Below are 22,358 nucleotides of genomic sequence, written 5' to 3'. Positions count from 1 at the left end.
TTAGTAGAAAGAGTACTATTTTCTACTAAGTTTGTTTAAAATCATATCTTTTTTGCCATCAAGGACAATTTTACCATCTTCTAAAACTATTACTCTATCTACAAGTCTTAAAAGAGAAGTCTTGTGCGTTACTAAAATTACAGTTTTATCATCTTGATAGGTTCTTATGCTATTTATAAATTTTGTTTCCGTTGAAGAGTCCATAGAGCTTGTTGGTTCATCAAACAATACTATAGGATATGGCAATAAAATTGATCTTGCAATTGCAATCGCTTGTTTTTGTCCTCCTGAAAGATAAGAACCTCTTTCCCCCACAGGCATATCAAGACCTTTTGGATGTTTATTAACAAAATCCAATACTCCACTAATATTTGCTGCTTCTAAAATCTTATCATCATCAATATGTGGTGTTCTATATACAATATTCTCTTTTACTGTTCCATCAAAAAGAAGGCTCTCTTGAGATACATAGGCTATATTTTTTCTAAGTTCAGAAGGGTCAAGCTGTTTAATATCAATATTATCAATTAATATTGAACCATCATCTGGATGATACAAAGATACAAGTAGTTTTTGAATTGTACTTTTCCCTGATCCAATTTTTCCAATAATAGCAATTTTTTCTCCAGGTTCAATGCTAAAAGAGATATTATTTAAAGTACTTTTATCTGCATTTGGATAGGTAAAAGATACATTTCTAAAATCAATTTTCCCTCTATACTCTGGTCTTGCAACAAACTTTTTACCCTGAGGGTGTTCAACAGGAAGATTCATAATATCATTAAGTGCTTCATATGTTGTTTTTGTATGTTGAAAAGTTGAAAGCAAAGATGAAACTTGTCCCATAGGAGAGATTGATCTTGATGAGATAATAATAGTTGCAATAAGTCCTCCCATAGAGAGATTATTATCTGCAATCATATATGTTCCAATAATTACAAGAGCAACAGTATTTAACTGAACTAGAAAAGAGGTAACAGAGGTAATAGATGATGATATCATCTTAGATTTAATACTCTTATCAGCAATTTTTGAAGTTGCCTCTTCCCATCTCCATTGTGAATATCCAGTTGCACCAAGAGACTTAATAGTCTCAATAGAAGAGAGACTCTCAATCAAAACTGCATTTTTATTTGAACCTGCATCATAAGACTCTTTGATACTATTTGCAAGTTTTAATTTTGCATAATAAGTATATATCAAAATAATTACAATAATACAAATTGGCACCATTACAAGAGCACCACCAATAAAATAGATTGCAGTTAAAAAGATAAAAATAAAAGGAATATCAATCAAAAGAGCAATTGTTGAAGAGGTTAAAAACCCTCTAATACTCTCAAACTCTTTTAATACATTTGCTAGTGACCCAACTGAGTTTGGAACAGAAGACATTTTTAGGTCAAGAACTTTTTCAAAAATTATTGATGAAGCAATAATATCTGTCTTTTTTGCAGCAGTTTCCAAAAAATATGAACGCAAAAATTTCAAAGCAATATCAATAACATAGATTACCAAAACTCCTATTGCTAAAAGCCAAAGGGTATCTTTTGCATTATTTGGAATAACTCTGTCATACACATTCATTGTAAAAAGTGGAGTAGAGAGTACAAAAAGGTTTATAAGAAGTGAAGCAATAATTACATCCCTGTAAACATCTCTTACAATCTTAACACTTCCCCATAACCAGTGGCTCTCTTTAATACTTGAAAGGGCTGAATCATTCTCTTTAAACTCAAGCTCTTTTTTAAGCAAAATTGCAAAGTTATAGTATCTTTTTTCTAACTCTTCAATTGGAACAACACTCTCAACATTTGAGGCTTCAGGAAGAGTTATTCTTGCATTTTTCATCTCATCATCAAAACCTAAAAGAATACAAGCTTCCAACTCATCATTTTTATTACCATTATCAAGAAGTAAAATACATGGTAATAACAAAGGGTTTATTTTTTCTAATTTTGTTCTTAAAACTTTTGTTTTAAATCCAGCCTTTGCTGCTGCTCTTGAAAAAAGAGAACGCGAGTTATATTTTGAAAAAAGAATTGGAGTATTTCTTCCCTCTTCCACAGGAAGTCCTGCTATTAAAGAGTCTTTTGAATAAGGTCTTCCATTCATTTTACAAAAGATTGCCAAACAATCTAAAATAGAATCCTCTTTTTTATACTCTTTAATAGAGTTTAAATTTAATTCGTCACTACTTTGCATACTTTATTAAATGCTCCCTGCTTGAATAGAGTTATTATAATCTTCTGGGTGATATTTTTTATATAATTTCTGTTTTATACTCACTCTTTCAACTCTTGGTTGATTTCTTTTTAACTCAGAAGGCAAGTTATCTAAAGCTTTAAGAGCCTCATTTTCATTTTCATATATTCCCATCATAATCTTTTGAAGAGGGTTTTCATATCCAAAACTAAAAAAGAAAGCACTATTACTTATATTATATTTGTCAATAAAATTTTGTGCACTTTTTTGGCTATTTGAAAGGGCTAAATTAATAGTATATTTTCCATTTGAAGCCAATAAAAATCTTTGTTTAAAAGAGATGTTTTCTCTTTTTTCTTCTGTTTCATCTTTAGAAAAAGAAACTCTTTTTATTTGTGCTTCTCTACTTTTTGCAAAAAACTCTTTATCCTCTTTTGGTAAATTGTTTCCATGATATTTACTATATAATTTCTGTTTTATAGAGATTTTTTCAATCTTAGGCATATTACTTTTTAATGAAGCATTTAAGTTGTTTAAAGCCTCTTGTACCTCTTTTTCACTATCATATATTCCCATCATAATCTTAATATATTTATTCTCTTTACCAAAACTAAAATAGAAAGCATTTGAGTTTAAATCATATCTATCCAAAAATCCTTGTGCATTTGCTTCACTATAAGCAAGAGCCAAATTAATAGTATATTTATCTTTTGAAGCCTTTAGAAATCTATCTTTAAAATCACTTTGTGTTAACTCTTGGCTAAAAGAACTTTTTTCTATTTGAGGTACTTTTTCCTCTTTCATATCAACATTTTTAACTTGTGGTTTTATTATCTTATATTTATTTGAATCCAATTGTGAATCATCATCATAGTTATAACTTGGATTTTTTAAGATATCCAAGGTTTCACTATCATACTCTTCTCCTGTTTTTAGAGTTGGAAGTTTATCCATCAAAGAATCAGGAAGTTTTCCAATACTAGCTAAAAGATTATATTTTGCATAGAGCAAATCATAACTATTTGAAATCAAATCTTTTTTAACATCTATATACTCAATATACTCTTCAAGAAGCGTATTCAAATCTTTTAATCCTAAATCAAACTCTTTTAACATAGAATCAAAAATATCTTTTTTTACTACAATATACTGTTTTAGACTTCTGTTTTTTTCTCTATTTAATTTATAACTATTCCAAGCTAGTCTAACACTATTTTTAATCTGATATTCGCTTTTTGTAATAAGATATTTTTTCTCTTTTATATTTTGTAAAGCTTTTTTAACAGCAGCTGTATCTCTTCCACCATTATAAAGATTGTAACTAAGTTCAAATCCCAATGAATACTCATTATACTCTTGGTCATCTTCTGCATGTTGAGAATTGTCTAAATTGTATGTACCCACAAAATTTACTGTAGGATAAAACTCTTTATTTGCTTTTTTCTCTTCTGCAATGGCTACATCCAGATTTGCTTTTGCAACATTAACTGTAGGATTTTCTCTTAAAGCTGTTGTAACAGCTTCATCTAAACTCTCTGGTAATTTGGTATAAAAAGAGGGTTTTATAAGCTCAGAAGAGTCAAAATCTTTTTGAATATAATATTTAAGTCCTTCTAGTGACTCTTTTAAATTTATTCTTTGAGTATCAACATTCACCCTACTTTCAGCCAAATTTCCTTTTACTTGGTCAAACTCAAGTTTTGTTCCATAACCCAATTCAATTTTTTTATAAACTTTTTTAAAAATATCTTCACTAATTGTAACACCTTCATTAGTTGCACTAAGAAGATCTTTGTCCCTTAAAACATTTATATAACTTTGTACATAATTTTGTGCCAAATTATTTTGGCTCTCTTTTAAATAATATACCGCTGAGTCATAGGTCTTTTTTTGTAGTTGCTTCTCATATTTTGATTCAAAACCGTCAAATACTGGTTGAGTTACTTCAAATTTATACTCATCAGATTTTGAAGAAGTGCCATCCCCTGGGGTTTTATGGTCTTCGGTTCTTTTTGTTGTTTTTGCATTTGCGGTAAAGTCTAAAGTTGGATAGAGTAGTGAATTTGCAATATCAATATCATACTCAATGTTTTTTAAATTGTTCTCATTTACTTTTGAGTCCATATCATTTTCAATAGCTAATAAATAACCATCTTTTAAACTAAAAGCAGATGCATTTGTTAGATTTAGTAGAAATATAGTAGAAATTAGAATGACTTTTTTCACATTTACCTCCAAGACTCTACAAAATTGTAATAGATATTACCAAATCTTTATATATTTTTTTATAAAATTATTTGATATTTTTAATATTTTAATAATTTTATCTAACCTTAAGGATAGAAGTGGATCAACTATATGATGAACAACTAACAAAAAGTTTCAGATTTCAAAACAGAGAGCTTCTTGACACCTATGTTATTCTTGCTGTTACAAACAAAGATGGTGTGATTAAACACGTAAGTACTCAATTATGTAATACTTTTGGTTATAAACCCTCTGAAATTTTGAATCAGCCTTATACTTTTTTAATAAAAAAAGACTCAATTACTAACTTCAATAACCAATTTGAAGATGAAAAAGTATTAAAGACTATCTGGAAAGGTGAATTAAAACATGCCTCACATAGAGATGCAACAATTTGGACAGATACAGTTATAACTCCACTATTCAATGATGATAATGAACATATTGGATTTATTCTAGCAAGCCAAGATATAACAAAAGAGAAAACATTAAAAAGAATTAATGAAGAGAACCTATTAAAAAAGAAACATGACAGGGTTGTTCTTGATTTTATGCCTTCACTCTCTTCTGCTGTACTTCTTAGAACTCCAAGTGGTTTACATAAAGTATTATGGTTAATCTCATTTACTGTTCTGTTTTTATTAGCTTGGTCGTACTTTTCAAAAATTGATGATATTGTAAAAACCCAAGGTAAAATAATAACAACCACAAATATTCAAACAATCTCTTCACTAAATGGTGGAGTACTTAAAGAGAGTTATGTAAAAGAAGGTGACCACGTAAAAAAAGGTGACCTATTATTCAAACTATCTGATTTGGATTATAAAAAAGATTTTGATAAAAACAGATTTAATCAAATGGCACTTTTAGCAAAAATTGCAAGATTAAAAGCTCAATCAGAAGGTACAAAAATAGAGCTTAATAATGAAGTTGTTGCATTTGATAACTCAATTATGCAAAATGAGATTGAGCTATTTAATACAAATAAGAAAAAATTTGAAGCTTCAATTCATATACTAAATGAGCAACTTACACAAAAACAAAATGATTTATCTGATGCTTATAAAAATCTTGAGATAAATGAGAGCAATTATGAACTTATAGAGAATGAGATGAAAATAAAAGCACCTCTTGTTGAAGAGATGATTATTTCAAGAGTTGAGCTTTTGGATCTAAAAAGAAAAAGAAACGACACAATTGCTGAACTAAAAAAAATCAAAGGTTCTATCCCTACACTTAAATCAGCAATTAATGAGATTAAAAGAAGTATTGAAGAGACAACACAAACTTACTACTCAAGTTCAAAAGATGAGTTAGTTGTTGCATATAACGACTTAAATCAAGTGAAAGAAGACCTAAAATTTTTATCTGAAAAAATCACTGAAACACTTATTAAATCACCAAATGATGGTGTTGTAAATAAAATAAATACAAAAACAAAAGGTGAAGCTGTTTCCCCTGGAGTTGTAATTGCTGAAATTATTCCTGAAAGTAAATATGCCCTTGCAGAAGTCAAAGTTGACCCAGCAGATATTGGATTTTTATATATAGGGCAACCAACAAGACTTAAACTTAAACCTTATGATTTCTCACTTTATGGAGCTGTAAATGGAGAGATTAGTTATATCTCTGCTGATACATTAAAAGATGAAACAGATGAGAAAAAAGAGGTTTATATTGTACATATTAAAGCAGATACTAAATATTTAAATAATAATAAAAAATTAGAGATAAAACCTGGTATGTCAGTTGATGCTGATATTATAACAGGTAAAAAAAGTATCTTAGATTATATCTTAAAACCAATAGTAAGGTCACTAGAAATATGAAAATAGTTCTCTTTTCAAAACAATCATTTTTGGTAAATGAGGCAAAAAAATCTATTCATTTAGAGGATTTTTCTTTTGTTAATAAAATAGAGAATCTATTTGAAACCTTGAATTCAAATACAATTTTACTCTATCATATTGATTGTGATGATAATTCTGAAGAGAATTTAAAAGAGATAAAAGAGGATTTTGAAAATATCAAAATTGCTATTTTTAGAAACAATACAAATAATATTGAAGGTTGTAGTCTCTTAAAAAAAGGTTTTAAAGCCTATGCTCATGCTATGTCAAATATCAATATTATTGAAGATATTATAAAAGCTATTTCAAATGGAAATATTTGGATGTATCCAGAATTAATGCAATTTCTAATCTCAAGTGTGCCTGTTGAAAATCAAAATGAAAAAGAACTTTTAAAAGAGCTGACACCTAAAGAGTTGGAAGTTTTAGAGCTAGTTGCCCAAGGGTTAAATAATGCAAAAATAGCTCAAACTTTGGATTTGGCAGAAGTTAGTGTAAAAAAATATATTAGTTCTCTTTTTAAGAAATTGGATAAAAAAGATAGACTATCTTTGGCACTTTTGTTTAAAAGTATCTCAAAATAGTATTTATCTAATTTTTTTTAGTTTTCTTTTGTTTAATTTATAAATTGAAGATGAGATTTTTTCACTAAATCCATCTTTAGTTAAAACCTCAGTATCACAATTTTCTAAAGCAAACTTCTCATCAAATTTAGTTCCAGTAAGATTTGCAGAAGTTGAATATAAAGAACCTACTTTTTTCATAAAATCATAAAAAGCACCATCTTTTTCAATAACTCTAAATGATTTTAAATTTGGATAAATAAAAGTTGTTTTCATAGAATTTCTCACCCTTTTTCTATGCTCTTTGGGAACTCTTGTTAAGCTATTCAGTGTTGAAAAACTATCAACAGTTTGAAGCATTTTTTGAGAAAGAGGTCTTTGCTTTATTTTTGAGAGTTTCTCATCATTAGCTGATGAGAAACCTACAGTAGTGTCTGTCTGTATTAAATAAACGCTATTTTTGTCCATTAGTCATTTAAAAACTCTTGGATAGATTTAACACCTACTCCATTTTTTTGTTTTAAAGCTTTCATAGCTTCAACACAAGCTAAAGCAGCTGCTGCTGTTGTAACATAAGGGATTCCACCTTTTAACACTGCTCTTCTAATATTTTTACCATCATCTTTTGATGACTCTTTATTATCACTTGTATTAAAAGCAAGTGCAATCTCACCATTAGTGATTGAGTCAGTAATATTTGGTCTACCTTCACTTATTTTAAGAACTTTTTCACACTCAATTCCAGCATCTTTTATAACCTTGTATGTTCCACCAGTAGCTACCACTTTGAAACCTTGGTCAACTAAACCTTTTGCTATTTGAGCTGCAAACTCTTTATCTAAATCACAAAGAGAGATAAATACTTTTCCTTCAAGTGGAAGGTCATTTTTAGCTGCACTTTGAGATTTTGCATATGAGATTCCAAAACTCTCAGAGATACCCATAACTTCACCAGTTGATTTCATCTCAGGAGTTAATATCATATCAGACCCGCTTAGTTTTGTAAAAGGAAATACTGCCTCTTTAACTGCAATATGATCTTTTAAAATAGGTTTTAATACTCCATTATCTTCCCATACTAAATCAGCATTATATGTATCAAGAGCATTTCTTAAACTCTCTCCCCACATAACTCTAGTTGCAACTTTTGCCAATGGCATACCTGTTGCTTTAGATACAAAAGGAACAGTTCTAGATGCTCTTGGATTTACCTCAATTAGATAGATTTGACCTTTATGAATAGCATATTGTGTATTCATAAGACCAACAACCCCAAGACCTAAAGCCATATTTTTTGTTTTTACTTCAAGCTCTTTGATTAACTCATCGCTAATTGATACAGGTGGTAAAGAACAAGCTGAATCTCCTGAGTGAACCCCTGCTTCTTCAATATGTTGCATAATTCCACCAATATAAACCTCTTTTCCATCACAAATACAATCAACATCAAGTTCAATTGCTCTATCAAGGAATTTATCAATAAGTACTGGTGCATCATTTGATACTGAAACTGCTTCATCCATATACTGTTTTAACTCAGAAGTTGTATAAACAATTCTCATACCTCTTCCACCAAGTACAAAAGATGGTCGAACTAAAACTGGATAACCAATTCTTTCAGCTATTGCTATTGCCTCTTCAACTTCAACTGCTGTTCCATTATCTGGCTGTAAAAGTCCAGCTTTTGTAACAAAGCTTGAGAACTTCTCTCTATCCTCTGCTAAATCAATTGTTGCAGCTGTAGTTCCTATAATTTTTGCTCCTGCTTCTGTTAGTGCATTTGCAAGTTTAAGAGGAGTTTGTCCACCAAAGTGAACAATAACACCATCTGGATTCTCTTTTTCAATAACACTTCTAACGTGTTCAAAATCAATAGGTTCAAAATATAGAATATCTGAAGTATCATAATCTGTTGATACCGTTTCAGGGTTACAGTTGTACATAATTGTTTTTACACCCATCTCATTTAGTGCAAAAGAGGCATGAACACAACAGTAGTCAAACTCAATACCTTGACCAATTCTGTTTGGTCCTCCACCAATGATTAAAACTTTTTTATCTGTTTCAGTTTTTCTAGTTGGAAGACCTTTTGTGATATTTGTAGTTGAGTAAAGATATGGTGTTAAAGCTTTGAACTCAGCTGAACAAGTATCAACTTCATTGTATTCAAAATCAACACCTAAAACTTTTCTAGCTTCATAGATATCATTCTCTTTTTTTCCTATAAGTTTTGCAATCATCTTATCTGAGAAACCATTTGATTTGATTTTTCTCATTTTGATTTCATCTGTTAAAATAGATTCATCAATAGATTTTTCTAATTCATAAATCTCTCTAAATTTCGATAAGAACCAAGGATCAATAGCACATAATTCAAAAATCTCTTCATTTGTTAAACCATGTCTCATACCATCCATTAAGTATCTTAATCTATCAGCATTTGGTCTTCTAATCTCAGCTTTGATTTTGTCAATATTTGTACAGATTGGATCAAATCCTACAATTCCTGTCTCCATAGAACAAAGTGCTTTTTGAATAGACTCATTAAATGTTCTACCAATAGCCATAGCTTCACCAACAGATTTCATACCTGTTGTAAGTGTTGAGTCAGCTTTTGGAAATTTTTCAAAAGTAAATCTTGGAACTTTAGTAACAATATAGTCAATAACTGGCTCAAAAGATGCAGCAGTTCCTGTAATATCATTTGTGATTTCATCTAAAGTAAAACCAACAGCAAGAAGTGTTGCTATTTTTGCAATAGGATAACCTGTTGCTTTAGATGCAAGAGCTGAAGATCTTGAAACCCTTGGATTCATCTCAATTACAATCATTCTTCCAGTTTCTGGATTGATTGCAAACTGAACATTTGAACCTCCTGTATCAACACCAATCTCTCTTAAAATGGCAAATGAAGCATTTCTCATCTCTTGATACTCTTTATCTGTAAGAGTAAGTGCAGGTGCTATTGTTACAGAGTCACCTGTGTGAACTCCCATTGGATCAAGGTTTTCAATAGAACATACGATAATACAGTTATCTTTTCTATCTCTGATAACCTCCATTTCGTACTCTTTCCATCCTAGCATTGACTCCATAATTTCAATTTCATTAATTGGAGATGCTTCAATACCAGCTTTTGCTAAAGCTTCAAACTCTTCCATATTGTATGCAACACCAGAACCACCACCTGCTAGAGTAAAAGAAGCTCTTGAGATAACTGGGAAACCAATCTCTTTTGCAACTCTCATTGCCTCCTCTACCGTATATGCATTTGCACTTTTTGGTAAATCCATACCAATTTTTATCATCGCTTCATTAAAAAGATGTCTATCTTCACCTTTTTTAATTGCATCAGGATGAGCTCCTAAGAATTTAACTCCCTCTAACATCCCTTTTTCGTACATTGAAGTTGCAACATTAAGTGCTGTTTGTCCTCCCATTGTTGGTAAAATAGCATCAATATTCTCTTTTTCAATTATCTTTGCAACAACCTCTTCTGTAATAGGCTCAATATATGTCTTGTCTGCAAACTCTGGATCAGTCATAATAGTAGCTGGATTTGAGTTGATTAAAACTACTCTATACCCTAACTCTTTTAATGTCTTTGTTGCTTGTGTTCCAGAATAGTCAAATTCGCAGGCTTGCCCAATAATAATTGGCCCCGAACCAATAAGTAAAATAGATTTTATGTCTTCTCTTTTTGGCATTTAAGTTCCCCGTATATTTCTTATAATTTCCATGTTAAAAATCCGCATAGTATATCCAATAAGCCCTTAAATTTTTGTTAGATGAAAAGAAGAAAAAGAGTGAAATCAGTATCTATTTTTGATACTGATTTATTTAGTTGGAAGTTTAAATCTTTTGCTCTCTAAAACACCTTCATCTGTAAAAGAAAGATAATATAAAATATCTTTTTTAACTGGAAGTCCAGTTAGATGTCTAATAGCTAGATTTGCTTGAAGTGAAGCTATGTGCATAACAATAGGACAAGCGATACCATTTGGTTTTCTATCATTTACAACAAAAATTGCTTCATAAGAGGCTTTTTCAAAAAAACAAACTTGCCCATGAAACTCTTCAACTGTACCATAAATCCAAGGTTGATTTTTATTTATGCAATATTCATTTATGGCTGCTCTTGTTGGAAGATTATCTGTTGCATCAATGATTAAATCAAAAGTCAAATCTCTTTTTGCAAAATCTTGGAAAGACTCTTTATATGCTGTAACTTTTGTATAAGGGCATCTACTTTCCATAAGCTCTTTTAGCACATCAGCTTTATATTTTCCATCATCACCAACTTTAAAACCTATTTGTCTGTGAATATTGTGAACGCCAACCTCATCAAAATCCACTAAAATAAACTCACCAATTCCAGAAGCACCAAGGGCAATACCTAAAGAACACCCTAAACCACCACTTCCTATAATTGCTACTTTTTTATCTTGTAATGAATCTTGCGTCTGCTCACCCCAAAGTTTTATCTGTCTGTTGAAAAATTCATGCATCTCACTCATAATAATCCTTAGTAAATTAGTAATATTTTTTCATATCTATATGTATAATAATAGCAGATTTTTATTAAAGTTAAATGACCTAAATCAAAGATAAAAGTTGAGTAAATTAGTGTGGTTTAAGCCACGGCTTGGAGTTTTATTCCTAAAGAGTTTAGAACCTTTAGTACTGTTTCAAATTTTGGCTTTGAACCCTTTGCAAATGTTTTATATAGACTCTCCCTACCCAGTCCTGTATCTTTTGATATTTCAGTCATTCCTTTTGCTTTTGCAATATATCCTATGGCATTTAGAAGTTCATCCATATCACCATCTTGTAAAACTTGTGATAAATACTCTGCAATAATCTCTTTTGAATCCAAATAGTTAGAGATATCAAAATCTTTTATCATTTTAACTCCTTTAGCACTTTTATTGCTTTTTCTATATCTTTAGCTTGAGTTGACTTATCTCCACCAAGTAGAAGTATAATTATCTCTTTATCTCTAATTGTATAATATACTCTATATCCTGCACCAAGTGTAAATCTAAGCTCCGAAAGCTCATCACATAAACTTTTGTGGTCACCAAAGTTTCCATTCTTCATTCTTTCAATTCTACGAAGAATAGCTACTTTTGCTTTAATATCTTTTAGTTTATACAACCATTTACTAAAATACTCAGTCTCTCTAATCTTATATGTCATGATTGTATCCTATAAGATACACTTTGTCAATAAGTCTATCTTTTAAAATTTTAAAAGATATTAACCTATTCTCAACTTTTTATAAAAATATATATCAAAATGTAATATTTTTAATTATATTTTTGTTTTGGTTGACTATTTTGGATTACAAATTAAGTTTATTTAACCCATTAAAAATTATTTTTTCAAATCCAGATTCATCTGCATATTGAACACACTCAATAGCACAATCAATATATTGTTTTGGTGTTACGGTCGAATAATCTATAAATCTATATCCATTGTATGCAACAATCATATCAAAAAACATTCTTGTAATTCTTCCATTTAGTTCATAAAATGGGTGTAATGCATTTATTTCACACTTATAATAAGCTATTTTTTTAGCAAACTCTTGTTTGGATTTATTTTCATAATCTTTTAAGTAGTTATCATTTTTAAGTTCTTCAAATATCTTTTTTGATGAACTTTCTACAAAAGAGCCTTGACAAAATCTACTTTCACCTTTTGCCATATTAAAATCTCTATAAGCCCCTGCCCACTCATATAAGGATTCAAAAGTTCTTTTATGTAAAGATATAAAATAGTTTTCATCAAAAAGTGTTTTTTCTGTTAATTCTTCATAAAAAATATTATAAGCATCTTCTATAAGCTCTTTTTCTATTTCATGGATAAGTTCACTATTTCTAATATCAAACTTGTTTTTAGGTATATCAGTACCTTCATAGTAAAAAGAGTTATCTTTTAGCTGATACTTTGATGCCATACTTTTTTCTCACAATTTTAGCTTCATCTTTTACTTTTTTTGAAGCTTCAGAATATCCTTCAATATGTTGGGTAGTATCTACTATCTTTTTTATATTTTGTTTGTCTAATACTTTTTTTGTCATATTTTTCCTTGAAATATATTATAACAAAACTTTTAATTATACTCTGGTTTAGGTTGGGCTACTAATTGGTTATAATTATATTTTTTATTATTTGCATATCTTTTAGCTTCTTCTAGCAAAATATCAAATATATATTCATTATATCTATTTTGAAAACTACCTTCATTGTTCATGTATATTTTAAATATCTCTGTATTTGCTCGTATAAAAGTTTGCATTATCTCTTTTACTTTTTTATCACTTGCATCTTTTGCATTATCCCTTGAACTATTTGCAATTGTTTCAATTACTGCAGTATTATTTCTTAGTTCATTTGGTATCTCTTTTACTAATACTTCTTGTACCTTGTCAGGATTATCCCAAGGGATATTCCCAAACCTATCATTAAAGGCTTTTAGAATATTGTCTAATGTATCTAATTCTTCTTCATTTAATCCACCACCAATACTTACAGGAACTGGTTCTATAACTCCTATGCTATCATCTAAAGCTATTTTTTTTGTTCCTTCATCAATTAGCTTATAACTATCCATATCAATAGCTTCTAGAATATTCTCATCTTCTTCTTTATCATCATCTATTTTTAACTTTGTAACCAATAGTTTGAGATATAACCACATCTTTTCCCAAGTTTGGTTTTCAAAATCTATAACTTTAGATAGATAACTATAAGTTCTTAAAAATGATTTAGCATTGCTTTTAAATTCAACTTTTTCTTTTAGTGATAACTCATCATCAAAATAAGTAACTGATTTATTGATTATCTTTTCTAAAGCACCTCTATCTTGTTCTTTTCCATAATAGACACTAAATAATTCATCTAAATCTTGTTCTTCATAAACATGTGTATTTTCTAAATCATCTTGCAAATCATTTAGTTTATTTACATCTGTTTCTTCACTTAATACTGTGGTTGAATAATAGTTTTTAAAAGCCTCTTTTATATCTTCTGTTTTATTAAAGAAGTCCAATACAAAAGTATCTTTCTTATATGGTTTTTTAGCTCTATTTAGTCTTGATAGAGTTTGTATAGCTTGTACTCCATCTAGTTTTTTATCCACATACATTGTATGTAAAAGTGGTTCATCAAAGCCTGTTTGATATTTATTTGCAACAATCAAAAATCTAAACTCATTTTTCTTAAACTGTTTTGGGATATTGTTATTACCATCTTCAAAACTGTTCATCGAGTTTTCTGTGTAATCTATACCTTTATATGTTTTCTTTCCTGAGAATGCAACTATTGCTTTACAAGGCATTTTTAACTCAATTAAATACTCATCAAAAGCTTGTTTGTATTTTATAGCAGATTCTATGCTTTTTGTTACTACCATTGCTTTTGCTTTTCCATTTATTAAAGTTCTTACTTCACTTAAAAAATGGTCAATCATAATTCTAGCTTTTTGTTTGATAGAGTATTCATGTGCTTCTACATAACTTCGTAGTTTTTTTTGTGCCTCTTTGGTATTAAATGTTGGGTTGTTTTGTACTGCTTTTACAAGCTTATAAAAGCTTTGGTATGTTGTATAGTTTCCTAATACATCTAAAATAAACTCTTCTTGTATGGCTTGTTTCATAGAGTATGTATGAAAAGCATAAAAGCCTCCATCCTCTTTTTTCTCACCAAATATTTCCAATGTTTTATTTTTTGGTGTTGCAGTAAAAGCAAAATATGAAGCGTTTGAAAGCATTTTTCTATTTTGAATAAGTGCAGAGATTAACTTTTCATTGTCTATCTCTCCAAACTCATCTTTTATCTCTTCTAAGTTTACATCTGATAACACTGCATTTAAACTTTTGCTAGTCTCTCCACTTTGTGAAGAGTGTGCTTCATCTATAATAATTGCAAATTTTCCATCTGTTATACTATCCATTTGTTTTAATACATATGGAAAAGTTTGTATAGTAGAGATAATTATTTTCTTCTTATTTGCCAAAGCTGTTTGAAGTTGATTTGTTTTACTATCTCCACCATTTTCCATAATAGCACCTACTACTTTTGGATTTTCTGCGAAGCTTATGACATTGTTTCTTAGTTGTTTATCTAAAACTGTTCTATCAGTAACTATGATAATACTATTAAAAATATTTTCATCTTCACTATTATGAAGTGCTACTAACTGATGAGCCAACCAAGATATAGAGTTACTTTTTCCACTTCCTGCACTGTGTTGGATAAGATATCTTTTTCCTATTCCGTTATCTTTTACATCTTTTAAAAGATTTCTTACTGCCATTAGTTGGTGGTATCTTGGGAAGATTAGTTTTTGAGTTACTTTTTTTGTATCTTCATCCTCTTCATCGATTAGTTTTACAAACTTATCTACAATATTTGATAAACTATTTTTTTGTAAGATTTCATTGTAAATATAACTTGTTTTAATCCCATCTTCACTTTCAGGATTTCCTGCTCCAAAAGGTTCAAATGGTTTTCCATCATTAAGCCCTTTATTAAAGGGTAAGAAAAATGTTTTTCTACCAGAGAGTTTAGTACACATATAAACACTATCTGTATCCATAGCAAGATGTAAAAAACATCTCTTAAAATTAAAAATCTTATCTTTTGGGTCTCTATCGTTTTGATATTGTCTTATGGCATCTTTCACAGCTTGTTTTGTAAAAGCGTTTTTAAGTTCAAAGGTTATAATAGGAAAACCATTTAGAAAAATCACTAAATCAATTCTGTTTTTATGTTCAGTAGTATAAATCAACTCTTCACATACACTAAAGATATTTTCATCATAGTTTTTATTGTCTTTTTCATTTAGTTTACTAACAGGTTTTGAATAGAAGAGTTTTACAGTTTTATCAAAGTATTTTACACCTTTTTTTAAAGTGTTTACGATACCTTCTTTTTGGATTTTTTTATCAACTCTATTTAAAAAAGCTTGTTTGCCTTTTGAGAGTATCATCTCATATATATCTTCTTGGGTTTGTTTTAAAAACCTAAAAAGATGCTCTTGATTTATACATAAACTTTTATCAAAATCACTACTAAATGAGAGTTCATAGTCTTGACTTTGGGTAAGCTCTTTTAAAATAAGTTTTTGAAATCCTCTTTCACTTGTATCAACTGTTTCTAAACTTGCCATAAAATATCCTCTATTTTAGTTTTTTTATATCCTCTTCTAACTCTTTTAGACTTTGTACTTTTTCTACTTGTTTTTTGTTTTCTTTATATTTTTTATACTCTAATTCACTTTTTTCTTTTGCTATATGATGAGATATTTTACCAGCATTTTTCAAAAGTTCTCTTCCATTCATAGATAAAATCAAATCAAGTCTTTCAATCCAATCTTTCATATACATAGGTGTTTGCTGATTTGCCATCGTTTCTGCAAAAGCTAAGTATTGTTCTACCAAAAGTCCTAGAAGTTTTATCTCCTCTTCATTTAAATAGTTTTTTGCAACACTTACATCTTTTTTTGTGATATTTTTATTTTCACCATCATATGAGCTCATACCTAAAAGTGGTTTTGTTATATCTACACGATTGTGTACAAGTTCGGCTGCTGTTTGAGAAGATACTGCCCATAAAAGTTTGTTTTGAACTATTTTGAAAAACTCTACTGTTTTTTCATCTTTTGGATTATAATCTATACTTGTCATATAGATATCTTTGATTTTTTGATAAAAAAACTTCTCACTAAGTCGTATCTCTCTAAGACGATTTTGAAGCTCATCAAAATATGACATTTGATTGCCATTTTTAAATCTATCATCATCTAGAACAAAACCTTTTGTGATGTACTCTTTTAGCTTTTGATTTGCCCAGATTCTAAACTTTGTACCAGTGTTTGAACGAACTTTAAAACCTAAAGCTATAATAACATCCAAGTTATAATACTCAACACTGTAGTTTTTACCATCATTTGCAGTTGTTCGGAAATTCCGAACAACTGAATTTCTATCTAACTCTTCATCTTCAAAAATAGCTTTTATATGCTCACTTATGGTTGATTTAGCCTTGCCATACAGCTCACATATTTGGGATTGACTTAGCCATATAGATTCATCTTCAAATCTTACATCAACTTTGATATTTCCATTTTGGTTTTTGTAGATTAAGATGTTTTGATTTTCCATTTAAGATACCTTTATTTTCCCAGTAACTGCACTGCTTATAAGACTTTGTTTATACTCATCTAGTAATTTTATCTCATCCTCTTTTGTGCTTATCACTTTATCTATTTTTGAACTCTCTTTTTCTATGTATTCTACTATTTGTTGTTGTTCTTGTTTTGGAGGAATTGGAATCAAATTAGATAAATAACTATTTATATCCAAATTTTGTATACCTGTTGTTTGTTTAATACTATAAATTACTATTTTATTGATATATAAAATATGAAACATTAAAACTAGAAAATTAGATATTATTTTTTTATCAATTATTTTAATTTTATTCATAAAATTTGAACATACTGCATCATAGTCTAAATTAAATTTAACTACTCTACCAACTGGAGTTTTTTCACCACCTCCAGATTTTTCTATTATCAAGTCTCCTTTTTTCAAAACTCTATTATTACGTTCATTATGTAGAATATTTCTAATAGTTAGATTTTTATCAGAAAAATTAAAATTATTATAATCCATATCTGCTACTCTTACACATATAATATCAGATGAGTTTAACTTTTTTTCATTTCCCCAAATACCACCAACAGTATATGTTATTAATCTTTTTATTTTTATTACTTCCCAATGTTTTGGTATTTTTCCAAGCCACTCTATACCACTCTCTTTATACTCTACCTTTGGGTCTAAGCCTTTTGTAACTGCTTGGTTTATAAGTGAGTTTTTTTTCTCTTTTAAAAGCTCTATTAACTCTTTTTGTTTAAAGATATAATTATCTACCTGCTCTAGTTTTTCATCTAAAAAATTGGCAATAGCCTCTTGCTCGTTTTTTGGAGGTAAAGGTAAAAAAAAGTTATTAAATTCTTCAGAAGCAAATCTCCATCTTCCAAGTTGGGAACTTCCTTGTCCTTGAGCATAAAATATTTTATTTTGATATCCCATTTGCATTAAATATAAAAAATATTTTGGAGCACTTTCTTTTTCAGTTAAATAAAAAACTCTATAATCAGGACTTGTTACTCCATCATATTTTGAAATATCAACATAACCTGTTAATAAGTCCATGTGATTCATTGCAAAATCGCCTTTTTTTACTAACTGATATTTAGAGTAATCCATAGAAAGTTGTCCTCCACCACTTTCTATATCTTTAATTTTAATACCTTGTTGCGTTATAGATAAGACATCAAATCCTACAGTACCTGCAATTTGTTTTTTTATTTTAAATATATATTTTATTTTCTTATTTTCCCAATGACTAGGTATCTCGCCAAGCCACTCTATGCCACTTGATTTATATGAATCATACTTTATCATAAACCCAACTCTTTAAGCAGTTGTGCTGAACTTTCAAAGGCTTTTTTTATATCCTTTTCTATCTTTTCTACATCTCTTAGAGGTGTAAACTTATAAAACTGTTTGGTAAAGCTTATTTCATAGCCTTTTAGAGTTTTATCTTTGTTTATCCAAGCATCATCTACATGGGGTAGAACTTCACTTTTAAAATACTCTTCAATATCCTCTTTTAAAGGAATATTTTCATAATCTCTTAGCTCACTATCACTCTCATACTCTACAAAGTTTCTACCCTCTACAAATAGTCCATAAAGTTCTGGCTCTTTTTCTACACTTGATTTATGTACTTTTTTTATAACTTTTTTTATAACTTTTTTTGCATTTTCATCTTTTGAAGAGATTGCATTTAGTATCTTTTTCTTTTCATTTGCACTTAGTTTTATATCTAACTTTTTAAGCTCTTTATCAAAATCTTTTATAAAAAGATTATAGTCCATAAAGATTTCCTCTTTAAATACTTCAAAAAGCTTATTTGCAATATCTTGTAAATATCTTTGATTTTCCCAAAGTTTTATATCAAGTAGTTTTTTTAGTTCTGCTGGTTTTACTTTGATTTCATTCTCTTCAAAATATTTCTCGATAGCTTTTTTCTCATCTTTTAAACCAATATAAACCTTGTCTTGATATCTTTCATAAATTAGCTTCATAAGTTCAGTCAAAGCACTGTCAAATCGTAAACTTTCAATAGCTGTAAGAGTAAACTGCACTTTTAATCTCAAAGGTCTTTCAACTGTGATTTTGTAGTATCCAAAATCTTCATTATCAAAGATTTTACTTTGTTGTGTAGGTTCAAAATCCAAATATAAATCAGTGATTTGTTTGATATGCTCTTTTTTTAGTTCATAAGATTTACTTCCAAGTGATTTTCTCATCTTTGAGTAGATTTCTGTAGAGTCTATTAGTTGAACTTTTCCTTTTCTTTTTTTATCTTTTCTATTTGTAAGTACCCAAATATATGTATTAATACCCGTATTGTAAAACATATTTTTAGGAAGTCCAATAATAGCTTCTAATAAATCATTTTCAATAATATATTTTCTTATCTCACTCTCACCACTTCCTGCATCTCCTGTAAAAAGAGAACTTCCATTGTGAACTGAGGCTATTTTACTTCCAAGTTCAGTTGAGTCTACCATCTTTGAAACCATATTCATAAGAAACAGAAGCTGTCCATCACTGCTTCTTGGAACACCCACATAAAATCTTGGGTCATGTATCTCTTTTTTGTCTCCAACTATATAGTCATAGTCATTTTTCCAACTCTTTCCATATGGTGGGTTTGATAACATAAACTCAAATTTTTTGGTAGGGAAACCATCTCTTGATAGAGTTGAACCATGATAAATATGCTCTGGATTTTTATCTTTGATAAGCATATCTGCTGTACAAATAGCGTAAGTCTCACCTTCACTCTCTTGTCCATAAAGAGAAAAGTTCAAAGTATCGTTTAACTCATGTGCAAATTTTTCTGACTCTGTAAGCATTCCACCACTTCCACAACATGGGTCATAGATACTAAGTTGTTGATTATTTTTAAGTTTGTCTTTTATAGGAAGGAAAACTATATTTGTCATAAGACTTATAATCTCTCTTGGGGTAAAATGTTCTCCCGCTTCTTCGTTATTTTCTTCATTGAACTTTCTTATAAGCTCTTCAAAAACATATCCCATACCAAGATTTGTAAGAGCTGGAAGTTTTTCCCCTTTTGTATTTAAAGAGATATTCGGACTAAGGTTTATATCTTTTGAAACAAACTTTTCTATGAGTGAATATGTTATATTCCCTTCTGCCATTGTTTCAAGTTGATTTCTTAGTTTAAATTTTGAGATTATCTCTTGAACATTGTCACTAAAACCATCAAGATAGTTTTCTAAATTTGACTCAATATTATCAGGATCATTTAATAGTGTTGATAAAGTAAATTTAGAATGATTATAAAAAGGGTATTTTGTAACTTGATAAAGAGTAGTTTTATCTTCTATTTCTTGTTTTTCCAAAAACTCATAAGTTTCTAAAACCTTATCTTTTGTACTTTCAAGTAAGACATCAAGTCTTCTAATAACCGTAAAAGGTAAGATAATATCTCTATATTTACCTCTTTTGACAACATTTCTTAAAACATCATCTGCAATACCCCAAATAAAATTTATAGTTTGATTTTGTACTTTATGATTCAAATTTGACCTTGTATAATTGTTTGTATTTTAAAATATTATTTTACAAAAAAATAGTAATGAAAACGGTTAAGACATACAATAATTTAATAAGAGTTAAAATATTTACAAAAAATCAAAAAAGAAAACAACCTTATCCCAATCCAACCTCTACAGAAGCCGAGCGTTTATTTTTCTCTTTTCTAAACAAGATTGGTAACTGTTTGAGTATTTAAAAGTTGCATGCTGGAGTGAAACGACTAAATTCCAGAATGGACAAAATGCAAGTTTTAATAAATGAGTTTTACCAAGCAGAAAAGATAAAAATAATAAGTAAGGGAACCTTTGGCTTCGTAGCCGTTGGTGGTTTTTTATTTTACTTTTTGCCACCAAAAAGTGAAGAAATATAAAATTAACATTTAAAATATTATTTTACAAAAACTTATCCCTATATTGGATAAAAGGAGGAGTTAAATTGAGGGTAAAGTATGTGAGTGTGGAGATTTCTGGGCATAAAAAAAAGGGTGCCTTTTCAACACCCCTGCCATCGGCGAGCCCGCCACATATGTGACCGCCCAAATTCCTTAATGTAAGATTATATCAAAAAAAATAAAAAATTTCAATCACATATGAAAGATATTTTGAATTTTTTTCTTCAACAAGCTCTTTAGTGTCCTTGATACTAATTTTCTTTCAACTTTTATTATTCTTGATTTATCAACAAATCTTAATTGGTCTAGCTTTACAGAACTTTTTTTAATTAGTGGCAAACCAAATTCATTTACTTCTAACACTATATTAAGCTCTTTGAACTTTTCATCATTTTCTTTATACTCAGTTATAGGTACAACTGCTATCGTGTCATTTACTTTATTACTAACTACAAATGCCATATGAAAATAGGAAAATTCATGCAAAAGATTTAACCCATGAGGGCAATCATCTAAAGAGAAACACTCCTCTTTTAGTTCTCTTTCCATTTGTTTTAAAAATATATGTTTAGTCTCTCCAAACTCTACCCAAACCAAGGAACCTATCTCTATATCATAGAGTTTTATTTTTTTATTAAACATCTTCATAAAACACCCTCTTCTTTTAGGCTTACAAAGGCTTCTTTTGTAAAGATGATATGGTCAAGTAATTCTATACCAAGTATTTTCCCAGAGTGTTTTAGTCTTTTTGTTATCTCTATATCTTCAAGGCTTGCTTCTAAGATACCACTTGGATGGTTGTGAGCTACTATTATGCTGGCACATCTTTTTTCTATTGCATGGCAAAATACTTCCCTTGGATGAACTAGACTTTGGTTTAAAGTACCTATTGTTATAACTCTTGTTTCAATAAGTTTGTTTGCTCCATCAAGATATAGAGTTAAAAAATACTCTTGGGTTTTGTTTTTATATGGTTTTAATTGTTCATACACATCATTTGCACAAGATATTTTCTTATGTGGTTCTTTTAAAAGATATCTTCGGCTTAGTTCTATGGCACTTAATAGTTGACCAGCCTTTACACTTCCAAGTCCATGTATATTTTGTAAGGAGTTTAAATCTATTGTCTCAAAGTTTAAGTCAAGGAATTTTTCTATCTCATGGGAGAGTTTTATAATATCTTTTCCCTTTATCCCACTTCCTAAAAGTATAGCTATTAACTCATAGTTTTTAAGGGCACTTAGACCATATTTTAGAAGTCTTTCCCTTGGTTTGTCTATTGATTGTAGTTGATTGATTGTTTTCATAAACTTCTCCCAATATTTGAGAAAAGTTTATCAAGTTTTAAAATGTGGGTTTAAAAATATAACATTATGCAATATTT

At 29.3% G+C, this 22,358-nt stretch carries 17 protein-coding genes; 2 read left to right on the top strand and 15 right to left on the bottom strand.

Annotated elements, in window-relative coordinates; genetic code table 11:
- Positions 1-15 precede the first annotated feature (15 nt).
- A complete protein-coding gene (locus tag AEBR_RS06340; RefSeq protein WP_129087624.1) occupies positions 16-2,205 on the bottom strand; it encodes a type I secretion system permease/ATPase in 2,190 nt (729 codons plus the stop codon).
- Between the two features lie 6 nt (positions 2,206-2,211).
- Entirely contained in the window at positions 2,212-4,431 is a 2,220-nt protein-coding gene (locus tag AEBR_RS06335; RefSeq protein ID WP_129087625.1) for a TolC family protein, read from the bottom strand.
- Positions 4,432-4,550: 119 nt separating this feature from the next.
- Here AEBR_RS06335 and AEBR_RS06330 point away from each other — a divergent pair, with 119 nt between their 5' ends.
- On the top strand, positions 4,551-6,281 hold the full coding sequence (locus AEBR_RS06330) for an HlyD family type I secretion periplasmic adaptor subunit (protein WP_129087626.1): 1,731 nt from the start codon (positions 4,551-4,553) through the stop codon (positions 6,279-6,281).
- Positions 6,278-6,886 carry a response regulator transcription factor gene (locus tag AEBR_RS06325; RefSeq protein ID WP_129087627.1) on the top strand — a complete coding sequence of 203 codons (609 nt, stop codon included), beginning with the start codon at positions 6,278-6,280 and terminating at the stop codon, positions 6,884-6,886. Before AEBR_RS06330 ends, AEBR_RS06325 begins: the two co-directional genes overlap by 4 nt.
- 3 nt (positions 6,887-6,889) lie before the next feature.
- Here the strand turns inward: AEBR_RS06325 and AEBR_RS06320 are convergent, their stop codons facing one another.
- From AEBR_RS06320 to radC, 13 genes are all read right to left on the bottom strand, one after another.
- A complete protein-coding gene (locus AEBR_RS06320; RefSeq protein ID WP_129087628.1) occupies positions 6,890-7,333 on the bottom strand; it encodes a Sua5 YciO YrdC YwlC family protein in 444 nt (147 codons plus the stop codon).
- Positions 7,333-10,572: a carbamoyl-phosphate synthase large subunit gene (carB, locus tag AEBR_RS06315; RefSeq protein WP_129087629.1), complete on the bottom strand. Its 3,240-nt coding sequence runs from the start codon at positions 10,570-10,572 to the stop codon at positions 7,333-7,335. Before carB ends, AEBR_RS06320 begins: the two co-directional genes overlap by 1 nt.
- 129 nt (positions 10,573-10,701) lie before the next feature.
- Positions 10,702-11,373: a HesA/MoeB/ThiF family protein gene (locus AEBR_RS06310; RefSeq protein WP_129087702.1), complete on the bottom strand. Its 672-nt coding sequence runs from the start codon at positions 11,371-11,373 to the stop codon at positions 10,702-10,704.
- A 125-nt stretch (positions 11,374-11,498) separates the two neighbouring features.
- The gene (locus AEBR_RS06305) at positions 11,499-11,771 is read right to left on the bottom strand and encodes an addiction module antidote protein (RefSeq protein ID WP_129087630.1); all 273 of its coding nucleotides are present in this window, start codon (positions 11,769-11,771) and stop codon (positions 11,499-11,501) included.
- Positions 11,768-12,064 (bottom strand): type II toxin-antitoxin system RelE/ParE family toxin, encoded by a 297-nt coding sequence (locus AEBR_RS06300; RefSeq protein ID WP_129087631.1) that lies wholly within the window; start codon positions 12,062-12,064, stop codon positions 11,768-11,770. Before AEBR_RS06300 ends, AEBR_RS06305 begins: the two co-directional genes overlap by 4 nt.
- Before the next feature lie 145 nt (positions 12,065-12,209).
- The gene (locus tag AEBR_RS06295) at positions 12,210-12,830 is read right to left on the bottom strand and encodes a Fic/DOC family protein (protein WP_129087632.1); all 621 of its coding nucleotides are present in this window, start codon (positions 12,828-12,830) and stop codon (positions 12,210-12,212) included.
- Positions 12,802-12,954 (bottom strand): hypothetical protein, encoded by a 153-nt coding sequence (locus AEBR_RS06290; protein ID WP_164969501.1) that lies wholly within the window; start codon positions 12,952-12,954, stop codon positions 12,802-12,804. The genes AEBR_RS06295 and AEBR_RS06290 overlap by 29 nt, the downstream gene beginning before the upstream one ends.
- 32 nt (positions 12,955-12,986) lie before the next feature.
- Positions 12,987-16,046, bottom strand: a complete 3,060-nt coding sequence (locus tag AEBR_RS06285) for a type I restriction endonuclease subunit R (protein WP_129087633.1) — start codon at positions 16,044-16,046, stop codon at positions 12,987-12,989.
- 10 nt (positions 16,047-16,056) lie between these two features.
- Entirely contained in the window at positions 16,057-17,040 is a 984-nt protein-coding gene (rhuM, locus tag AEBR_RS06280) for a RhuM family protein (RefSeq protein WP_129087634.1), read from the bottom strand.
- Positions 17,041-18,351, bottom strand: a complete 1,311-nt coding sequence (locus AEBR_RS06275; protein ID WP_129087635.1) for a restriction endonuclease subunit S — start codon at positions 18,349-18,351, stop codon at positions 17,041-17,043. It abuts the gene before it with no gap.
- Positions 18,348-20,567, bottom strand: coding sequence for a type I restriction-modification system subunit M (locus AEBR_RS06270; RefSeq protein WP_129087636.1), 2,220 nt, complete (start codon positions 20,565-20,567; stop codon positions 18,348-18,350). The genes AEBR_RS06275 and AEBR_RS06270 overlap by 4 nt, the downstream gene beginning before the upstream one ends.
- A 599-nt stretch (positions 20,568-21,166) precedes the next feature.
- Entirely contained in the window at positions 21,167-21,622 is a 456-nt protein-coding gene (locus AEBR_RS06265) for a type II toxin-antitoxin system PemK/MazF family toxin (protein WP_129087637.1), read from the bottom strand.
- Entirely contained in the window at positions 21,619-22,281 is a 663-nt protein-coding gene (gene radC / locus AEBR_RS06260; protein WP_129087638.1) for a RadC family protein, read from the bottom strand. Before radC ends, AEBR_RS06265 begins: the two co-directional genes overlap by 4 nt.
- Positions 22,282-22,358: the final 77 nt, after the last annotated feature.

The organism is Halarcobacter ebronensis (assembly GCF_013201825.1).
Classification (GTDB): Bacteria; Campylobacterota; Campylobacteria; order Campylobacterales; family Arcobacteraceae; genus Halarcobacter; species Halarcobacter ebronensis.
The sequence above is the reverse complement of the archived record's forward strand: the minus strand, read 5'-3'. Positions and strand labels throughout refer to the sequence as shown.